Annotated in this window: 14 protein-coding genes; 11 read left to right on the top strand and 3 right to left on the bottom strand. The window is 71.0% G+C overall.

Features of this window, described 5'->3' with window-relative positions; all coding sequences use genetic code 11:
- Nucleotides 1–202 precede the first annotated feature (202 nt).
- Nucleotides 203–910, top strand: coding sequence for a DUF6215 domain-containing protein (locus tag ACFYZ8_RS24195; protein WP_359038648.1), 708 nt, complete (start codon nucleotides 203–205; stop codon nucleotides 908–910).
- A gap of 4 nt (nucleotides 911–914) precedes the next feature.
- Here the strand turns inward: ACFYZ8_RS24195 and ACFYZ8_RS24190 are convergent, their stop codons facing one another.
- Nucleotides 915–1,439: a TerD family protein gene (locus ACFYZ8_RS24190; RefSeq protein ID WP_388537353.1), complete on the bottom strand. Its 525-nt coding sequence runs from the start codon at nucleotides 1,437–1,439 to the stop codon at nucleotides 915–917.
- 148 nt (nucleotides 1,440–1,587) lie between these two features.
- Here ACFYZ8_RS24190 and ACFYZ8_RS24185 point away from each other — a divergent pair, with 148 nt between their 5' ends.
- The 3 genes from ACFYZ8_RS24185 to ACFYZ8_RS24175 all read left to right on the top strand — a co-directional run bounded on the left by ACFYZ8_RS24185 (nucleotide 1,588) and on the right by ACFYZ8_RS24175 (nucleotide 3,890).
- Nucleotides 1,588–2,193: a YdbC family protein gene (locus ACFYZ8_RS24185; protein WP_359038644.1), complete on the top strand. Its 606-nt coding sequence runs from the start codon at nucleotides 1,588–1,590 to the stop codon at nucleotides 2,191–2,193.
- A 119-nt stretch (nucleotides 2,194–2,312) separates the two neighbouring features.
- Entirely contained in the window at nucleotides 2,313–2,972 is a 660-nt protein-coding gene (locus ACFYZ8_RS24180) for a histidine phosphatase family protein (protein ID WP_359038642.1), read from the top strand.
- A gap of 12 nt (nucleotides 2,973–2,984) precedes the next feature.
- Complete coding sequence (locus ACFYZ8_RS24175; RefSeq protein ID WP_388537351.1) at nucleotides 2,985–3,890, top strand: ADP-ribosylglycohydrolase family protein; 906 nt, start codon at nucleotides 2,985–2,987, stop codon at nucleotides 3,888–3,890.
- 285 nt (nucleotides 3,891–4,175) lie between these two features.
- Here the strand turns inward: ACFYZ8_RS24175 and ACFYZ8_RS24170 are convergent, their stop codons facing one another.
- Nucleotides 4,176–5,723 carry an MFS transporter gene (locus ACFYZ8_RS24170; protein ID WP_388537376.1) on the bottom strand — a complete coding sequence of 516 codons (1,548 nt, stop codon included), beginning with the start codon at nucleotides 5,721–5,723 and terminating at the stop codon, nucleotides 4,176–4,178.
- A gap of 187 nt (nucleotides 5,724–5,910) precedes the next feature.
- Here ACFYZ8_RS24170 and ACFYZ8_RS24165 point away from each other — a divergent pair, with 187 nt between their 5' ends.
- The 3 genes from ACFYZ8_RS24165 to ACFYZ8_RS24155 all read left to right on the top strand — a co-directional run bounded on the left by ACFYZ8_RS24165 (nucleotide 5,911) and on the right by ACFYZ8_RS24155 (nucleotide 8,051).
- Nucleotides 5,911–6,534 (top strand): TetR/AcrR family transcriptional regulator, encoded by a 624-nt coding sequence (locus ACFYZ8_RS24165; protein WP_388537350.1) that lies wholly within the window; start codon nucleotides 5,911–5,913, stop codon nucleotides 6,532–6,534.
- An 81-nt stretch (nucleotides 6,535–6,615) separates the two neighbouring features.
- Nucleotides 6,616–7,317, top strand: a complete 702-nt coding sequence (locus ACFYZ8_RS24160) for a ribonuclease HII (protein WP_359038636.1) — start codon at nucleotides 6,616–6,618, stop codon at nucleotides 7,315–7,317.
- 68 nt (nucleotides 7,318–7,385) lie between these two features.
- Nucleotides 7,386–8,051 carry a hypothetical protein gene (locus tag ACFYZ8_RS24155; protein WP_388537348.1) on the top strand — a complete coding sequence of 222 codons (666 nt, stop codon included), beginning with the start codon at nucleotides 7,386–7,388 and terminating at the stop codon, nucleotides 8,049–8,051.
- A 238-nt stretch (nucleotides 8,052–8,289) separates the two neighbouring features.
- On the opposite strand, the gene ACFYZ8_RS24150 is transcribed toward ACFYZ8_RS24155, so the two are convergent.
- Nucleotides 8,290–8,922 (bottom strand): hypothetical protein, encoded by a 633-nt coding sequence (locus ACFYZ8_RS24150; protein WP_359038632.1) that lies wholly within the window; start codon nucleotides 8,920–8,922, stop codon nucleotides 8,290–8,292.
- A 687-nt stretch (nucleotides 8,923–9,609) separates the two neighbouring features.
- Between ACFYZ8_RS24150 and ACFYZ8_RS24145 the strand changes: the two genes are divergently transcribed.
- The 4 genes from ACFYZ8_RS24145 (at nucleotide 9,610) to ACFYZ8_RS24130 (ending at nucleotide 17,259) form a co-directional block, all read left to right on the top strand.
- Nucleotides 9,610–11,769: a RecQ family ATP-dependent DNA helicase gene (locus ACFYZ8_RS24145; RefSeq protein ID WP_388537346.1), complete on the top strand. Its 2,160-nt coding sequence runs from the start codon at nucleotides 9,610–9,612 to the stop codon at nucleotides 11,767–11,769.
- Between the two features lie 237 nt (nucleotides 11,770–12,006).
- Nucleotides 12,007–13,794 (top strand): DUF4192 family protein, encoded by a 1,788-nt coding sequence (locus ACFYZ8_RS24140; RefSeq protein ID WP_388537344.1) that lies wholly within the window; start codon nucleotides 12,007–12,009, stop codon nucleotides 13,792–13,794.
- A 662-nt stretch (nucleotides 13,795–14,456) separates the two neighbouring features.
- Nucleotides 14,457–16,370 carry a glycogen debranching N-terminal domain-containing protein gene (locus tag ACFYZ8_RS24135; RefSeq protein ID WP_388537343.1) on the top strand — a complete coding sequence of 638 codons (1,914 nt, stop codon included), beginning with the start codon at nucleotides 14,457–14,459 and terminating at the stop codon, nucleotides 16,368–16,370.
- Between the two features lie 130 nt (nucleotides 16,371–16,500).
- Nucleotides 16,501–17,259: an NUDIX hydrolase gene (locus ACFYZ8_RS24130; RefSeq protein ID WP_359038624.1), complete on the top strand. Its 759-nt coding sequence runs from the start codon at nucleotides 16,501–16,503 to the stop codon at nucleotides 17,257–17,259.
- The last annotated feature ends 36 nt before the right edge of the window (nucleotides 17,260–17,295 follow it).

Raw genomic sequence — 17,295 nt, 5'->3', positions numbered from 1 at the left:
GGGGGGCGTTGTCATTTAATCTCGGGGGGGGGCGGGGGGGGGGGCGGGGGGGGGCGCCGGGGGCGGGCCGGGGGGGGGGGGGGGGGGGCCCGCCCCCCCCCCCCCACCGCCCTCGGTCTTTTCCGTTTCTCCATGAGACGATCACACGCTACGCTCCCCCCGCGCACGACCGGCGCGAACAGCAGGGTGGGGACACGGGGACATGAGCGAGCAGCAGATCGTCGACGCCACGAAGAGTGTCGAGAGACCCGAGAAGGGCCCGAACGCGTGGGGCCAGGCTCTCCTGGCCCTGGTGGTGGTCGGGGGCCTCGCGGCTCTTTTGTTGTCAGGGACCTTTCAGCAGAAGGAGGGTGACCCCGAACCGGCCGAGTGCCACACCTCGGACGACGCCCGGCCGTCGAAGCCGGTGTCCGGGAGGCAGTTGTGCACGGTGCTGAACCGTGCCGACCTGCCCACCCTGCTCGGCACGCCGACCGAGTACGCGATGAACGCCAGCGGCAACGAGAGCAAGAGCAACTGGGCCGACGGAACCAAGACCGTCACACCCGAGGCAGAGATCCAGCTGTCCACCTACTCCGTGAAGCTCTCCACGTCCGAAGACGACGTCCCGGTGGCCGAGATGGCCCGCTTCCTGGGGAGCCGGGTGGAGAGCAGGACGATAGGCGGGCACCCGGCGGTCCTCTACTCGGACCGGACCATCGCCCTCAAGTTCAACCTCGGTGGCGGCAAGGTCGACACCGGTCCCGGCGGCATTGCCCGCAGCCTGCTGGTCGCCAAGGACACCAAGGACGGCGGCGGCTTCTACGAGGTCTCCATCTGGCGCCAGGACGACGTGGTCCCCGATGACCTCGCGTTGTGGCGCGTCGCCGAGACGGTGCTGCCGACGGTCCCGGGCTGGACCGCCGGCTGATCCGTCACGCCCGGCCCATGCTCCGGGTGAAGGTCGCGGGGTCGTCCTCGAAGCCGTCGATCCCGGGATGGAAGTCCCAGGTGCCGGATTCCTGACGGACGAACTCCGCGACCTTCGCGGCCGTAGCGCCGAGGACACCGCCGAAATCGTCCTCGGCCAGGACCGTGTAGCCCTCACGTATCCGCAGCCCCGGGTTGAGCACACCGACGAAGGTCCGGGGCGCGGAGCGCTGCTGGATGACGGCGCCGACGACCACGCGCGTGTACCGGGCGTCCAGACGGTCGAGTTCGAGGGTCATGACCTCGTCCCAGCCGAAGCCCTTGCCGTCCTTGCTGTCCCGGTTGAGATAGATGGTGCCGTCGGGGGAACGGCTGTCGAAGTGCACCACATAGGCGGGATCGCCGTACGGATCGCCCGCCACGTACGTCGCGGCGACGATGTCCAGGTCGGTGGGCGGCTGCCCCGCCGGACTCGGATCCCACTTGAGCGCGACTTCGACCTTGCGGATCCCCTTGTTGATGCCGCTCACCGGATTTCCCCTTCCCCCTGTGTCCACGGCCCGAACTGCCGGTCGGGCAAGACCGGTTGTCCATCCTGCCACGCGCGTGTGTCACTCGTGGGTCACCGCTGCCGCCGAGAGTGACCGGCGCCACGCTCCGTGGCCTTACCATGGCGCGGTGCTGGTCAAGTGGATTCGCTGCACCGTGGTGGACCGCCGCGGCTTCGAGCGGGGGCAGCGAAAGTGGGCGGGGCTTCTGGGAGAGCCGGGGTTTCGGGGACAGGGCGGAGGCTGGAGCCGGGGGCGGCAGGGTGTGGCGCACATCTTCTCCTTCTGGGAGAGCCGTTCGTTCTACGACTCCTTCATGGCGCGTTCCCACGACCGGCTCGCGGCGGCCCAGTCCGGCACGTTCAAGGACATCCAGGTCAAGCTGTTCGACCACCGCTTCGACGTGAAGACGGGCTTCGAGCCCCGCTTCACCGATGCCGACCTGGTGCGGTTCGCCCACTGCCGTGTCCACGAGGAGCGCGCGGAGCACTTCACGCTGATGCAGGAGAAGGTCTGGAATCCGGCGATGGCCGGCTCTCCCGGCATGATCCGCGGCCTGTTCGGCGAGGCTCCGGGAAACGAGTTCCTGGTGCTCTCGATGTGGCGGTCGGCCGCCGAGCACGGCAAGTACCGCACCGAACGTGTGGAACGGCTCGCGCTGAGAGCCCAGACCGAGGCCGACGTCGCCGCCCTCACAGGCGACATCCTGGACCTCGAACCGGCCTGGACGGTTTGATGTCCGGACGCACCGGACGTGCGCCTCTGCGTGACCGATGGTGCGGGAAATGTGTGACCTACGCTGTATGGAGCCTGTACGAGTCCTCGATACGCCCTCACCCGATCTAGGGTCTTGGCATGGCACGACCACGGAGAATCGTCCTTGTCCGGCACGGGGAGTCAACGGGCAATGTTGATGACACCGTGTACGAACGCGAGCCCGACCACGCCCTGGCCCTGACGGAACGGGGCTGGCGGCAGGCGGAGGAGACCGGTAAGCGGGTGCGAGAGGTGCTGGGCCGCGAGCGCGTCAGCGTCTACGTCTCTCCGTACCGCCGTACCCACGAGACCCTTCGCGCCTTCCACCTGGACCCCGAGCTCATACGCGTGCGCGAGGAGCCCCGGCTGCGGGAGCAGGACTGGGGGAACTGGCAGGACCGCGACGACGTACGTCTCCAGAAGGCGTACCGCGACGCCTACGGGCACTTCTTCTACCGGTTCGCCCAGGGCGAGTCCGGAGCCGATGTGTACGACCGGGTCGGCGGCTTCCTGGAGAGCCTGTTCCGCAGCTTCGAGGCGCCCGACCATCCGCCGAACGTCCTGATCGTGACGCACGGCCTGGCCATGCGGCTGTTCTGCATGCGCTGGTTCCACTGGACGGTCGCCGAGTTCGAGTCGCTGTCGAACCCGGGGAACGCCGAGATGCGGATGCTCGTTCTCGGGGACGACGGCAAATACGCCCTTGACCGGCCCTTCCAGCGCTGGCGTGAGCCGGAACCGTACGGGATCACCGATTAGAGTGGCAGACCGATGACCGCTGACTCCTCAACCGACGGGCGCCTGAACCGCGCCCTGGCCAGCCTGCGTGGCCTGGCCGTGGGAGACGCGCTGGGCTCGCAGTTCTTCGTACCGGTGAACTACCCCCTGCTGAAGAACCGCGAGCTGCCGCCCGGCCACTGGCAGTGGACGGACGACACCGAGATGGCCTGCTCCGTGGTGGCCGTCCTCGCCGCCCACCACCGCGTCGACCAGGATGCCCTGGCCCACTCCTTCGCCCACCACCACGACTTCGACCGGGGGTACGGTCCCGCCGTCAACCGTCTGCTGCGGCTGGTCCGCGAGGGCGGTGACTGGCGTGAGCTCGCCGCCGCCCTCTTCAACGGGCAGGGTTCGTGGGGCAACGGCGCGGCGATGCGCATCCCGCCCCTCGGAGCCTTCTACGCGGACGACCCGGAGCAGGCGACCCACCAGGCGGAGATCTCCGCCTATCCCACGCACCAGCACCGTGAGGCCGTCGTCGGCGCCATGGCCGTCGCCGCGGCCGCCGCGCTGGCCGCCGCCCCCGGCGGTCCGCCCAGCCCGGGAGCACTTCTCGACGGTGTCATCGCGCTCGTCCCGAAGAGTGCCGTCGGCGCCGGGCTGCGGCGCGCCCGCGACATGCTCGACTACGGCGATGCCTCCACCGTCGCGGCTGTGCTGGGCTGTGGACGCCGTACGACGGCCCACGACACCGTGCCGTTCGCGCTCTGGTCCGCCGCCCGGTCGCTGGGCGACTACGAAGAGGCCTTCTGGACGACCGCTCAGGTCGGCGGCGACGTGGACACGACCTGCGCCATCGTGGGCGGTGTGATCGCCGGAGGGAAGGCCGGGACGCCGCCCGCCGAGTGGGTGGAACGGACCGAGGCGTTTCCGGAGTGGTTGCGAGTGCCGGAGTAGGCGTCCGGTGCCGGATCTTCCGCTCGTCAAAACTCTCCGTGCATGCCGGGAACTCTGCGTAACCATGCGCTCGTTGTCGTGGCAGTTGTCGTGCGAGGGATGAGCCTGCACGCAGGCGGCGCGGAGAGGGGTGGTGGCGTGGCCATGGGGTGGTTGCCGTTGCTCGCCCTGCTGTGGGTGGTTCCTCTGGTGCGGATGACCGGACCGTCGTCCTCGCCGTTGATCCCCCGGATCCGGCCCGGCCATTCCCGGCTCGTCGTGAGCCCGGCTGTGTCGCCGGCTTCGTCAGCCGAGACCCGGACCCGTCGTACCGGCGAGCGCCTCCAGGTCGCTCTTGCGGACCTTGATCACCAACCAGGCGCTGACCAGGGCGAGTACGGCCATCGAGGCAGCGGCCACGAAGCCCGACGAGATGCCCTGGGCGAGTACTTCGTGGCCCCACGGGGCGGGCAGCTGGTGCGTCTTGGCGAACTCCGCCTTCTGCTCCGCCGTACCGTCGGCCATGAAGTGCGGCAATTGCTTCTGCGCCTCGTCCTTGCTGGCCGACCCGAACACCGTCGTCAGGATGGACAGACCGAGCGAACCGCCCACCTGCTGCGTGGTGTTGAGCAGCCCGGAGGCCGCGCCGGCCTCATGCTGGGCGACGCCGGAGACCGCGGTGATCGTCAGTGTCACGAAGTTCAGGCCCATCCCGAAACCGAAGATCAGCATGGGGCCGAGCACTCCACCGACGTAGGAGCTGTCGGAGCTGATGAGGGCCTGCCAGGCGAGCCCGGTCACGGCGAACGCCGAACCCGTGAGCATGAACGGCTTGGGGCCGAGCACCGGCAGGAACCGTTGCGACAGGCCGGCGCCCAGTGCGATCACGACGGTCACGGGCAGGAAGGCGAGGCCGGCCTCGATCGGGGTGTAGTCCAGCACGTTCTGGACGAAGAGCACGATGTAGAAGAACATGCCGAACATCGCGGCAGCGAGACTCAGCATGATCACGTATGTGCCGGAGCGGTTGCGGTCGGCGAACATCCGCAGGGGTGTGATCGGCTCCTTGGCGCGCGACTCGATGAACGCGAAGGCGAGCAGGAGCACTACGGCGGTGCCGAAGGACCCGATGGTCAGCTTGTCCCGCCAGCCCTCGTCGGCGGCGCGGATGAAGCCGTAGACCAGCAGGGCCATGCCTCCCGTGGAGGTCACGGCGCCCGCGATGTCGAAGCGGCCGCTGTGCCGTTCGGACTCGCTGATGTACAGCGGGGTGAGGACCGCGATCAGTACGCCGATCGGCACGTTGACGAAGAGCACCCATCGCCAGTCGAGCCACTCGGTGAGCATGCCTCCGGCCAGCAGGCCTATGGCGCCGCCGCCCGCGGAGACGGCGGCGAAGACGCCGAAGGCCCGGTTCCGCTCGGGCCCTTCGGGGAACGTGGTGGTGATCAGCGCCAGCGAGGTCGGCGACGCGATCGCGCCACCCACGCCCTGCAGGACGCGGGCAGCCAGCAGTTGCCACGGCTCCTGGGCGAGCCCGCCGAGCAGCGAGGCGAAGGTGAACAACAGGATGCCGGTCATGAAGACCCGGCGGCGCCCGAGGATGTCACCCGCGCGGCCGCCCAGAAGCAGCAGGCCACCGAAGGTGAGCGTGTAGGCGCTGACCACCCATGTGAGGTCGGTCGTGCTGAACTTGAGAGCGTCTTGAATGTGCGGCAGCGCGATGTTCACAATCGTCGCGTCGAGTACCACCATGAGTTGGCAGGCCGCGATGACGGCGAGCGCGATGCCGGGCCGCCCTTCCCGGCGTGCCCCACCCGGTTTCTGATCCTTGATCAAATGAGAGGTTGTCACCATGGGTCCCCCACAGGCGCTTTAGTGAACGGTCGCGTTCACTGTTGCGCCTACGGTAGTGAGCTCCCAGTAGTGAACGCAAGCGTTCACTTAAGTTTGTCGGCGTGTGGCGTATCCCCCTTTGTTGTCGCGCGCCGTCCCTCCCCTCCCCGAAATCCCCGCTTCCCTGCTCGCTGGAGACATTCAGATGGTTACCTCGCGCTGGACGGCCGCCCCCGCTCGGACGGCCACCCTCCGTCGGCGCGGCGCCGTGCTGGAGCGTGCGATTCTCGACGCCGCGCTGGAGCAGCTCAGCACGGTCGGCTGGAACGGCCTCACGATGGAAGGCGTCGCCGCAGGCGCCCAGACCGGCAAGGCCGCGGTCTACCGGCGCTGGCCCTCCAAGGAGGACCTCGTCGCGGACGCCCTCCGGGCCGGGCTGCCGCGTTTCGAGGAGGCTCCCGACCTCGGCGACGTGCGTGAGGACCTGCTCGAACTGTGCCGCCAGGCACGCGAGGCGATGTTCTCCCGCCCTGGCTTCGCGCTGCGTGCGGTCATTCACGAATGCGACCAGGCTCAAGCGGAACGCTTTCATGCCGTGATCTTCAACGGGGTCGTGGAGCCGAGCGTCAAACTGCTTCGGGAGATCATCACCCGTGGGATACAGCGGGGTGAGGTACGTCCCGACGCGGCCAACGACTATGTCTTCGATGCCATTCCGGCCATGATGATGTACCGCTCCAAGATGCGCGGAAGCGAATGGAGTGACGGGGATGTCGAAGAGATGATCGACCAGTTCGTTCTGCCGCTGCTGCGGTCGGCCGGTTCGTGACCGGTGATCGCGGGTGTTCTGGCGCCGACCGGGAAGCCGGGGTGTCGCAGGGTGATCCGGTCGGCGTACGCTAAGGGCGCCATGCCGTACGAACCACCTACTCACACCGTCGAGCGCTCCCTCCGCGCCACGACCGGAGCGAAGATCATTGCCGGTGTCGACGAGGTGGGGCGAGGTGCCTGGGCCGGCCCCGTCACCGTCTGCGCGGCCGTCACCGGACTGCGCCGACCGCCCCAAGGCCTCACCGACTCCAAGCTGCTCAGCGTCAAACGCCGTACCGAGCTCGCAGAGGAACTGCGGACGTGGGTGACGTCGTACGCCCTGGGACACGCGAGTCACGAGGAGATCGACGACCTGGGGATGACGGCAGCCCTGCGGATCGCCGCCGTGCGCGCTCTGGAGGCACTCCCGGTCCGGCCGGACGCGGTGATCCTCGACGGTAAGCACGACTATCTCGGAACGCCCTGGAAGGTGCGAACCGTGATCAAGGGCGACCGCTCCTGTGTGGCCGTCGCGGCTGCCTCGGTGATCGCCAAGGTCCAGCGCGACAAAATGATGGCCGAACTGGGTATCGACCATGCAGACTTCGGATTCGCGGCCAACGCCGGGTATCCGTCGCCCGTGCACAAGGCCGCGCTGGAGGTTCGGGGCCCCACCCCGTACCACCGGTTGTCGTGGGCGTATCTTGATGCGCTGCCTCAGTGGCGGCACCTCAAGAAGGCCCGCAGCTGGGCGGACGGAAGCGTTCCGGAGATCGAGGGCCAGCTCGGCTTCGATTTCTGACGACTCCGCTCGCACTGATGTGCCACCCGCTGGCGCGAGCCGCACCACCGTTTGATAAACATCAGCCCATGCCTCTCATTCCCGAGGAGCCTCAGATTCACGAGAGTGCCCAGGGTCCCCGCGCCACTCCGGCCAGCGGCCGCACCGCGCCGACCCCCCGTCCCGTACCCGGTCCACGTCCCGTGGCTCCGCCGCGCCCCGGTCGTCCCGGCCCGCTGAGGCCCGCGCCGCCGGTGCAGCGGACTCCGCACGACGTGGCCGTGGCCAAGCCCGCAGTGCCGGGCCCCGCTGCCCCTGTCACTTCCGCTCCGACTCCGATCCCGGCTTCAGCTTCGGCTTCGGCGGCCCCGCAGATCCAGCTCATCCCGGCCTCGGCCGCCGGTGCGCTCGACGCTGCGGAGGAAGCCGTGGACCTCCTGCTGGATTCGGGCCGTGCCCCCGGTGAAGTGCTGGTGATCACCACCGGCGACCATCACCCGTGGGCCACCCATGAGTTGTCCTTCGGTGAAGCCGCCTACTGGGCCCAGCATGACGCCGGTGACGACGTGTTCTACGCGGACGCCGCCGCGGCCTCGCGTGCCGTGTCGCGTCCGGTGGTCGTGGTCGCCGTCAACGGCGGTTCCGCCGCCGCTGTCGCCGAGGCCCTGCCCCTGGCTCACGCCCGGGCCGGTGCCCTGCTGATCGTCTGCGGCGACCCGCAGCAGATCAACTCGGTACTGGGCGTCGGCGTCTGAGCCGGTTCCGGTACGTCCGAAAGGGCGCCGGGGGGTGACGAAAGGTGCCGCCTGCGCGGCACCTGCACGGCGCTTCCTTCGGCGTGCCCGCGTCCGAATACCCGCGTCCTGGCATGCATCCCGCTCGCGCCCCCATGCCGTGTCGGTGCCGGGGACATGCGTGCCCGGTACGGCAGGACGTCGTGGGCCGTACGTCATGGACGTACGGCCGAAGAACGGTGACCGGACGGTGCCTGCTTCAGCGGGCCGCCACGCGCCGCAGGACCTCCGAGGCGGAGCCGCCGGTGCGCGGCAGCAGAGGCGGTGACTCGGACGTGGCGAAGGGCTCCGGCGCGGAGTCCGCGTTCGGTCGGCGTCCGCCGCGGCCCTCGCCGAGCACCTGCCACCCGTCGCGCGTCAGCGTGATGTACGCCCCGCAGCGCAGCCCGTGCAGGGTGCAGGCGTCACGCAGCCCCCACATCCAGGCGCCGTCCTCCTCCGTCCAACGCGCGTCGCCCTCACGGCAGTAGAGCAGCACGGCCGTGCGCACGGGGGTGCGGCGCCGCAGGTCGTGCGGGATCACCCGGCGCAGCTGGTCGAGCAGGGTGTTCCGGAACATCCAGCCGTCGGCCGGCGCCGGGCGGCGCGTGAACGAGGCGCTCGCCCGCAGCCGTTCGTCCGGGTCGAGGACCGCGACGATCGCGGTCGCCGGTTTGGGCCGATGCCGCGAATGCAGTCCGCTGACGACCTCGCGCGGGTTGCGCAGCAGCGGGATGCCGGCCTCGGCCCACTCGGCGGGTTCGAGCAGACGGGCCAGAGGGTTGGCGGATGCGGCGGACAAGTCGGTTGACGACGTGGACGCCGCAGAGGACGGAGCGAGTCCGAAGGTCACGGTCCTCCCTTCGGCTACGCGCCCATACGGCGGGCGGGGTCGGATTAGGGGGAGCGCGCACCGCAGCGGAGCCCTACCGGTCTACGGCCGAGCCGTGCGGGGAGCGGACCTCAATTCTTCCTGTCGAACTTGGTTGCGGCAACGAGCAATTGGGTCCGCCGACCCGAATCAGGCGGTTGGTGGCTTATATCCCTACCCAGTGTTTTGCCGGGCGACGCCTGAGTCCTCCGAGGCCGGTCGTTCGAGGCCCGCATCCGTACGCGCGCGTGGGTCGCTGTCGCCTTCGGTGCCTGCTCAGCCACGTACGGCCAACGCCAGAGGCAACACTCCCTGGGCGCCTGATCGCAAGGGCAGCCTGTCCCACGGCGGAGATGCGGCTCCCCTGTGAGTGGAACGAGTGGACCGACTGGAGTCGGCTGAGTGAGGGAACGGTGCCGGCCCGGGCGGGCGTCCGGAGCCGGTTGCCCCCGCCGATGTCCGACCGCCGCCCGAGAGCGCGGCCCGGCAGGGCCTGTTCGCCGGGCGGAATACTTCTTCCAGCGGCCGGCGCAGGAAATCCAGCGGGTTGCGGAACTGGGAGGACTCGACATTCCAGGTGGACCGCACGTGATAGGTGCACTCTTCGTGATCTCTTCGGCACTGTGCGTGGATTCGCCGATTGTCAGTGCCATCGGGTTGCATGGGGTCATGGACCATCTGGAGCTCCGCACTGAAGCCGACACCGTCCTCGCTGAGCTGGTCGGTGACCCTGGTGGGTCGGCGCGGCTGCGGGAGGACCAGTGGCAGGCGGTGGCGGCCCTGGTGGAGGAGCGCCGGCGCGCTCTGGTGGTGCAGCGGACCGGTTGGGGCAAGTCGGCGGTGTACTTCGTTGCCACCGCACTGCTGCGCCGACGCGGCTCCGGGCCCACGGTGATCATCTCGCCGTTGCTGGCGCTGATGCGCAACCAGGTCGAGTCGGCGGCGCGGGCCGGGATCCGGGCGCGCACCATCAACTCGGCCAACCCGGAGGAGTGGGACACCATCTACGGGGAGGTCGAGCGGGGCGAGACCGACGTTCTCCTCGTCAGTCCGGAGCGCCTCAATTCCGTGGATTTCCGCGATCAGGTGCTGCCCAAGCTTGCGGCCACGACCGGTCTCCTGGTGGTCGATGAGGCGCACTGCATCTCCGACTGGGGCCACGACTTCCGCCCCGACTACCGCCGGCTGCGGACGATGCTGGCGGAGCTGCCGGCTGGTGTGCCGGTGCTGGCCACGACGGCGACCGCGAACGCGCGGGTGACCGCGGACGTGGCCGAGCAGCTGGGCACGGGGGGCGGGGACGCTCTGGTCCTGCGGGGGCCGCTGGACCGGGAGAGCCTGCGGTTGGGCGTGCTGCAGTTGCCGGATGCGGCACACCGGCTGGCGTGGCTGGGGGAGCGGCTGGGGGATCTGCCGGGTTCGGGGATCATCTACACGCTGACCGTCGCTGCGGCGGAGGAGGTCGCGGCGTTCCTGCGGCAGCGCGGCTATCCGGTGGCCTCGTACACGGGGAAGACGGAGAATGCCGACCGGTTGCAGGCGGAGGAGGATCTGCTCGCCAACCGCGTGAAGGCGTTGGTGGCGACCTCGGCGCTGGGGATGGGCTTTGACAAGCCGGACCTCGGGTTCGTGGTGCACCTGGGGTCGCCCTCGTCGCCGATCGCCTATTACCAGCAGGTGGGGCGCGCGGGGCGTGGTGTGGACCATGCGGATGTGCTGCTGCTGCCGGGGCGGGAGGACGAGGCGATCTGGGCGTACTTCGCGTCGGTGGGCTTCCCGCCCGAAGACCAGGTGCGTCGCACGCTGGCGGTACTGGAGGAGGCGGGCCGTCCGCTGTCACTGCCGGCGCTGGAGCCGTTGGTGGATCTTCGGCGCTCGCGCCTGGAGACGATGCTGAAGGTCCTGGACGTGGACGGAGCGGTCAAGCGGGTGAAGGGGGGTTGGACCGCCACCGGGCAGCCGTGGGCGTACGACGCCGAGCGGTACGCCTGGGTCGCGAAGCAGCGGGCGGCGGAGCAGCAGGCCATGCGGGACTATGTGGCGACCACGGGCTGCCGGATGGAGTTCCTGCAGCGGCAGCTGGACGACGAGAAGGCGGTTCCGTGCGGGCGCTGTGACAACTGCGCCGGGCCGTGGCTGGAGGCGGCTGTCCCGCCCGGAGCTCTTGCGGCGGCGACGGGCGAGCTGGACCGTCCGGGAGTTGAGGTCGAGCCTCGCAAAATGTGGCCGACCGGGCTCGCCGCGGTCGGCATGGACCTCAAGGGTCGTATTCCCACGGGCCAGCAGGCGGTGACGGGGCGTGCGTTGGGCAGGCTCTCGGACATCGGCTGGGGCAACCGACTGCGCCCCCTCCTGTCGGCGCAGGCCACGGACGGACCGGTCCCGGACGATGTGCTGGCCGCCGTCGTGACGGTACTGGCCGACTGGGCGCGCTCACCGGGCGGCTGGGCCGGCGGCGCTCCCGACGCGGTGGCGCGGCCCGTGGGCGTCGTCGCCCTGCCCTCCCGCACCCGGTCCCATCTCGTTGGCTCCCTGGCTGAGGGCGTGGCTCGGGTCGGCAGGCTGCCGCTGCTGGGCAGCCTGGCCTACACCCCGCAGGCCGGCGACCATGCGGCGCACCGCAGCAATTCCGCCCAGCGGCTGCGCGCCCTGGCCGACTCGTTCACCGTGCCCGAGGAACTCGCCGCCGCCCTCGCTGACACCCCCGGCCCGGTCCTGCTCGTCGACGACTACACCGATTCCGGGTGGACCCTGGCGGTAGGCGCACGCCTCCTGCGCCAGGCCGGAGCCGACCAGGTGCTCCCGCTCGTACTCGCCCTGGCCGGGTAGAGCGCGTTCGCAACCGGCCTTCTCGCTGAATGGGCCGAGCCGGACCAGGATCCCGGCGGCAGCCTCGCGCGAGTCCGTCCTGCTCGTGTGTGGCGTGCCTCCATACAGCAGGGCGCCTCCGACAACGGAGCGTGATGGTGGTCGGGTTGTGGACGACGGGACCGGGCTTGTCGTGGCCCTGATCGGACTTATCCACAGGCTCAAACGGAACATCGGGATTCGCGAGATCGTCGGCGCATGACGAACCACAGCGAAACGACCGGACCCGCCGCAAACGGCAACAACGACGGACGACACGGCGACGGACGGAACGGCCGCGGACGACACGGCGACGGACAGAACGGCGGCGGGCGGAACCGCCACGGGGCGCACAGCGGCGGACGGAGCGGCGACGGCCGGGACAACGGTGGCGGCTCGGGAATCGGTGACCGGGTCGGATTCGACGCACACGGCGCCGAACACCAAGTAACCCTGCGGACTCCGGGCGAACTGGCCGACGCCCTGCCCTACCTGCTCGGGTACCGGCCCGAGGACAGCATCGTTCTGGTCGCCCTGCACGACCGGGACGGCCGTGGCCGGTTCGGAGGGCGGGCCCGGCTGGGCATTCCCGCGAACAAGGACGACTGGGCGGCCGTGGCGAGGCAGCTGGCCCACGGACTGATCACCGGCAGCGAGCGCAGGGGCGCCCGCCCCGAGCAGATGGTCGCCTACCTCTGCCAGGAACCGGGGGCAGGAGAGACGGGCCGGCAGATCACGGAGCGGCTCGCCCCTCTCGCCGGGCTGCTGCGCACCGAGTGCGGCCGGCTCGACGTCCCCGTGATCGAGGCGTTGTGCATCTCCGACGGCCGCTACTGGTCCTACTGCTGCCCGAGCCAGGAATGCTGCCCCGCGGAGGGACTCCCGATGGGCCTGCCCGGTACGTCCGTGCTGGCCGCCGCGGCCACGTACGCCGGACTGCAGGTGCGCGGCTCACTGAGCGAGCTGCGGGCCAGGCTGCAGCCCTTGGAGACCGCGGCCGCGCTGGAACAGGAGGTCGCCCTCGACACCGCGGGTATGGCCCTGGTGCCCAGGATGCTCGACGAGGTGAGCCGGGCGGACGTGGCCAAGGAGACGCTGCGCCTGGCCCGGCGCGCCATGACACGTCTTGCCGAGGCACCGCCGGTGCCGGGCTCGCTCCAGGCCGATCTGCGCGACGACGAACTGCTGGGTCACGAGGAGGCGGCGGAGCTCATCCTCGGTCTGCAGGACCGCACGACCCGGGACCGCGCCGCCGAGTGGATGGAGGCGGAGGAGGCCGGACCAGCTCTGCGTCTGTGGCGCGCACTGGCTCGCCGGTGCGTCGGACCCTACGGCGAGCACGCGGCGGCGCCGCTCACCCTCGCCGGGTGGGTCGCCTGGTCCGGTGGCGACGAGATCGAGGCCAGGGAGGCGCTGGCCATGGCCCTGGGCGCGGATCCCAGCTATCTCTTCGCCCGGCTCCTGCACCAGGCCTGCAACGAGGGGCTCGACCCGGAGTCCATCCGCCGATGCCTGCGCGCGGAACGCGAGGGGCGCGACGGACGCGCGCGCTCCGAGGCCGCCCAGCCCACCGACACCGGGGTGTCCGAGGACCTGCTGCCGCCGAACACGCCTGGTCCTGAGGGGACCCGGGCGGCGTCCACATCTGGTTCCGAGAGGGGCTCGGACGGCGAGTCACGGCCCGGCCGGCCCGACGACACGCTCCCAGCAGGCCCGTCCCGCGCTGAAGGCGTGTTGCCGCCGTGCCCGTCCGGTACCGACGGGACGCCGCCGACACCGCCCTCCACGGCCTCCCGCCGAGGCAAGCGGGTGCGGTCCGGCGCTCGCGCCGACGCCCTTCCCCGCCCCACGGAGGCGGAGGGACGGCAGTGCGCCGAATCCCGCCCAGGCTCCCGGACGGCCCGCGGTACGCGTCCTGGGACCCTCCGCCGCACCACGGGCAAGGACGACGCGCGCCGACCCGAGGGCACACGGCCCGGGGGTACTGCCACTGAGGACGAGGGATGAACGACCGCTGGAGGCGTGTAGTGCGCGAGTGGTCGCACCTGTGCCGCCGGGTGGTGGTTCCGGCCTGCCGCCATTCGGTCGGCTTCCGCGGCCATGGGCGTGACCCGCGACAGGCCCCTCCCGTTCACCTGAGTGGCGGAGCGCCCGACCGGACCGTACCGCCACGTCGCCCATGTCCTTCAGGAGCCCCGCACCGGGCGCCGAGCACGCCCGAGCCGCGCAGAGCGGAGAGGAAGCGCCCCTTGCATCAGCCGACTCCGCCCTCCACCGACGAAGGCCGCCCCGCCCTCGGCACGCCGGCGGCGGCATGGCAACCAAGCGCCGGTCCACCGCCGCGGGCCACGGACAGCGGCATGCCCGAGCCGAGGTTCCCGAGCGGCAACCGGCGCACCTCGCCGACGGCGGAACACCGCTGGAACCCGGCTCCGGACCACGACCGGGAGGACACCGGTTCGTCGCCTTGGTTCGATCAGGAGCCTCGGTCGGCGGGGCCCGTACGACGCCCGTCGACACCGACCAGGCAGGGTCCACCCCCGCCTGCGACAGCGAGCCGTCCTGCTCGCCCGCCTTCACCCGTCCCGTCCGGGCCGCCGTCACAGAATTCCTCCTCGGGCCCCCGAGGCCCCGCTGAACTTCCTCCGGCGCATTCGGTCATCATCTGCGTGGCGCTGCCGGGCCTCGCCATCTCCACGGACCGGGGGCAATTGACCGGCCAGGGGCTGGAAGGCTTCTACCGCGCGGGCAGGCGGGTGCTCTCCCGGTGTCAGATCCGTGTCGCCGGCCGTGAGCCACTCGCCGTCCAGGCACGGGCAACCGCGGCGGACCGTGCGCGCTTCGTGGCCACCGCACGTGTCTCCCAGGGCGGAGGCCCGGACCCCGATGTGGTCGTCGAGCGCACACGTCACGCGGACGGGACGGAACACATCAGGCTGCACAGCGCCGCCACCCGCCCCCTGCGACTGCCCGTGGAGGTGGCACTCGGTACGGACCTGGCGGACCTGGGCGCGATCGCGTCGGGCCGAGCGGGACCCGAACTGCCCGCGAGCGTCCACGACTCAGGCCTGCGCTGGTCCTGCGCGGTCGGCGGGGCGTCGGTGACGGCCGACCCGCCACCCGCCGACGCGCTCGCATCGGCCGGCCTGCTGCGCTGGGAGTTCGACCTGCCTCCTGGTGGTACGGCCGGCCTGGAGCTGCGCGTACGCCTGGACGGCGCGGGCCCCCTCCGGGCCGTGGGGCACGCCGCCACCAGCCCTCTGGCGTCCGCCCGTGCGACGGGAGACCACCCGGCGGTCCAGCCACTCCTGCACACGAGCATCGAAGATCTCCAGTCCTTGCTGCTGCGCGACCCGGCACACCCCACTGACACCCACCTCGCGGCCGGAGCCCCGTGGCGCTGCGGGCTGGCCCCGGCGGACGCGCTCATGGCGGCCCGGATGGCACTGCCGCTCGGTACCCGGCTCGCCGCCGGGACACTCCGTACCCTCGCGCGCACCCAACTCCGCGGGCAGACAACGGGGTCCGGCATGATCCCCGGGCCGCGCCGGGACGCCGGTGCGCACCTTCCACCCGGTTGCACGGGTACAGAAGCGACCCTGCTCTTCCCCGTCCTCCTCGCCGAGGCCTTTCGATGGGGACTCTCGCAGCAGGAGACGGAAGAACTCCTCCCGACAGCCGAGCGGTGTCTGGGCTGGTTGCGGGCGGCCGTGGGGGAGAGGCCGTATCTGTGCGACCCGCAGCCCGGCGGTCCCGCCCGTTGCGAGACGCAGGCGTATGCGCATCGCGCGGCCGTCCTCGGTGCCGATCTGCTCGACGCGTTCGACAGGCCGGGAGGCCAGGGGCTGCGGCAGTGGGCCCGCGAACTGCGCACGGCCTTCCGTGAGGACTTCTGGATCGAGGACCGCGGCGGTGGCCGACCCGCGGCCGCGCGGGGCCCGGGCGGGCGCCTCGTACCGCACCTCGGAGCCACGACCGCTCATCTCCTGGACACCGGTCTGCTGGGCGGCGGAGAACAGGCGCCGGGCCTGCTCGACAGGGTGCAGACCGAGCAGCTCGCCCGGCTGCTCGGCAGCCCGGCCATGGATTCCGGCTGGGGGCTGCGCGGACTGGGCGCGAAAGAGGCGGGATACAACCCGTTCGGGCATCGCAGCGGTGCTGTTCGCGTCCACGAGACAGCGGTCGCCGTCGCGGGCCTGGCCGCAGCGGGGTACGAGAGGGAGGCCGGCTCGCTCCTGCGGGGGCTGCTGGCCGCGGCTGGGACCTCCTTCGGCCACCGGCTCCCCGAGATGTTTGCGGGTGAGCAGCGCACCGACGGGAGCGCCCCGCTCCCGCACCCGGCGGCCTGCCGTCCGGCGGCCACTGCGGCGGCCTCCGGAGTGCTGTTGTTGAGCGTCCTCGTGGGAATCCGCCCCGATGTCCCGGCGGGAACGGTCACACTGCGCCCCGTGAGCAGTGCGCCTCTTGGAGAGATCGGCCTGACCGGACTGAGGCTCGCGGGAGCCCCCTTCTCGGTACGGGTCAGCAGACTCGGCCTCGCCATGGTCGAGGAGGCCGCCGAAGGGCTGCAACTGCGGGCGTGACCTCGAACGACACCGCATCCGGCGGAGACCGGGAGGAGAGGTGGGGCCTGGCCGGGACAGCAGCGGATCAGTCACCCGTGCGACCGGCGAAGGGAGTGTTTATCGTCAGGCAGACGACTATGATCGCCGCATGCCCTACGACCCGTCAGCCTTCCCGCCCTTCGCCGTCACCGTGGACCTGGTCGTCCTGACCGTGCGCCGCCACGCCCTGTGCGCGCTCGCGGTGCGCAGGGGCGAGCCGCCGTTCCAGGGACGCTGGGCACTTCCCGGCGGTTTCGTACGGGCCGACGAGGATCTGGCGCAGGCCGCGGCTCGCGAGCTGGCCGAGGAGACGGGGCTGCACGCCCATGACCCGGCTGTACCCGCGCAGGACAACGGAGCGCACCTGGAGCAGCTCGCGACCTACGGCGACCCCAAGCGTGATCCCCGCATGCGGGTGGTGAGCGTTGCCCACCTCGCCCTCGCCCCCGACCTGCCCGCCCCCCGTGCCGGCGGTGACGCCAGCAACGCGCGCTGGGCGCCCGTCGAGGAGCTGCTGCAGCAGGGCGGTTACGGCCGAGACGGCGAGCCGGTCGCACCGCTCGCCTTCGACCACGCCCAGATCCTGTCGGACGGAGTGGAGCGCGCCCGCTCGAAGATCGAGTACTCGTCGCTGGCCACCGCGTTCTGCCCGCCCGAGTTCACCGTCGGCGAGCTGCGCCGTGTCTACGAGGCGGTGTGGGGAGTGGCACTGGACCCGCGCAACTTCCATCGCAAGGTGACCGGCACACCGGGCTTCCTGGTCCCCACCGGCGGCACGACCACACGCCAGGGCGGCCGCCCTGCCCAGCTCTTCCGGGCGGGCGGCGCCACTCTTCTCAACCCGCCGATGCTGCGCCCCGAAGTGTGACGACCCCGAAAACCGGACATAACGCGCTATCTTGCT

Origin of the sequence: Streptomyces sp. NPDC001668, assembly GCF_042893155.1 — a bacterium.
In the GTDB taxonomy this organism is placed as follows: domain Bacteria; phylum Actinomycetota; class Actinomycetes; order Streptomycetales; family Streptomycetaceae; genus Streptomyces.
Note: the sequence above shows the minus strand (reverse complement) of the source record. Positions and strands in the feature narration are given on the sequence as shown.

Excerpts from the sequence above, each read along its gene's own strand:
- ACFYZ8_RS24195 (WP_359038648.1), top strand. The coding sequence starts at position 203 with ATGAGCGAGCAGCAGATCGTCGACGCCACGAAGAGTGTCGAGAGACCC.
- ACFYZ8_RS24180 (WP_359038642.1), top strand. The coding sequence starts at position 2,313 with ATGGCACGACCACGGAGAATCGTCCTTGTCCGGCACGGGGAGTCAACG.
- ACFYZ8_RS24175 (WP_388537351.1), top strand. The coding sequence starts at position 2,985 with ATGACCGCTGACTCCTCAACCGACGGGCGCCTGAACCGCGCCCTGGCC.
- ACFYZ8_RS24165 (WP_388537350.1), top strand. The coding sequence starts at position 5,911 with ATGGTTACCTCGCGCTGGACGGCCGCCCCCGCTCGGACGGCCACCCTC.
- ACFYZ8_RS24160 (WP_359038636.1), top strand. The coding sequence starts at position 6,616 with ATGCCGTACGAACCACCTACTCACACCGTCGAGCGCTCCCTCCGCGCC.
- ACFYZ8_RS24155 (WP_388537348.1), top strand. The coding sequence starts at position 7,386 with ATGCCTCTCATTCCCGAGGAGCCTCAGATTCACGAGAGTGCCCAGGGT.
- ACFYZ8_RS24145 (WP_388537346.1), top strand. The coding sequence starts at position 9,610 with ATGGACCATCTGGAGCTCCGCACTGAAGCCGACACCGTCCTCGCTGAG.
- ACFYZ8_RS24140 (WP_388537344.1), top strand. The coding sequence starts at position 12,007 with ATGACGAACCACAGCGAAACGACCGGACCCGCCGCAAACGGCAACAAC.
- ACFYZ8_RS24130 (WP_359038624.1), top strand. The coding sequence starts at position 16,501 with ATGCCCTACGACCCGTCAGCCTTCCCGCCCTTCGCCGTCACCGTGGAC.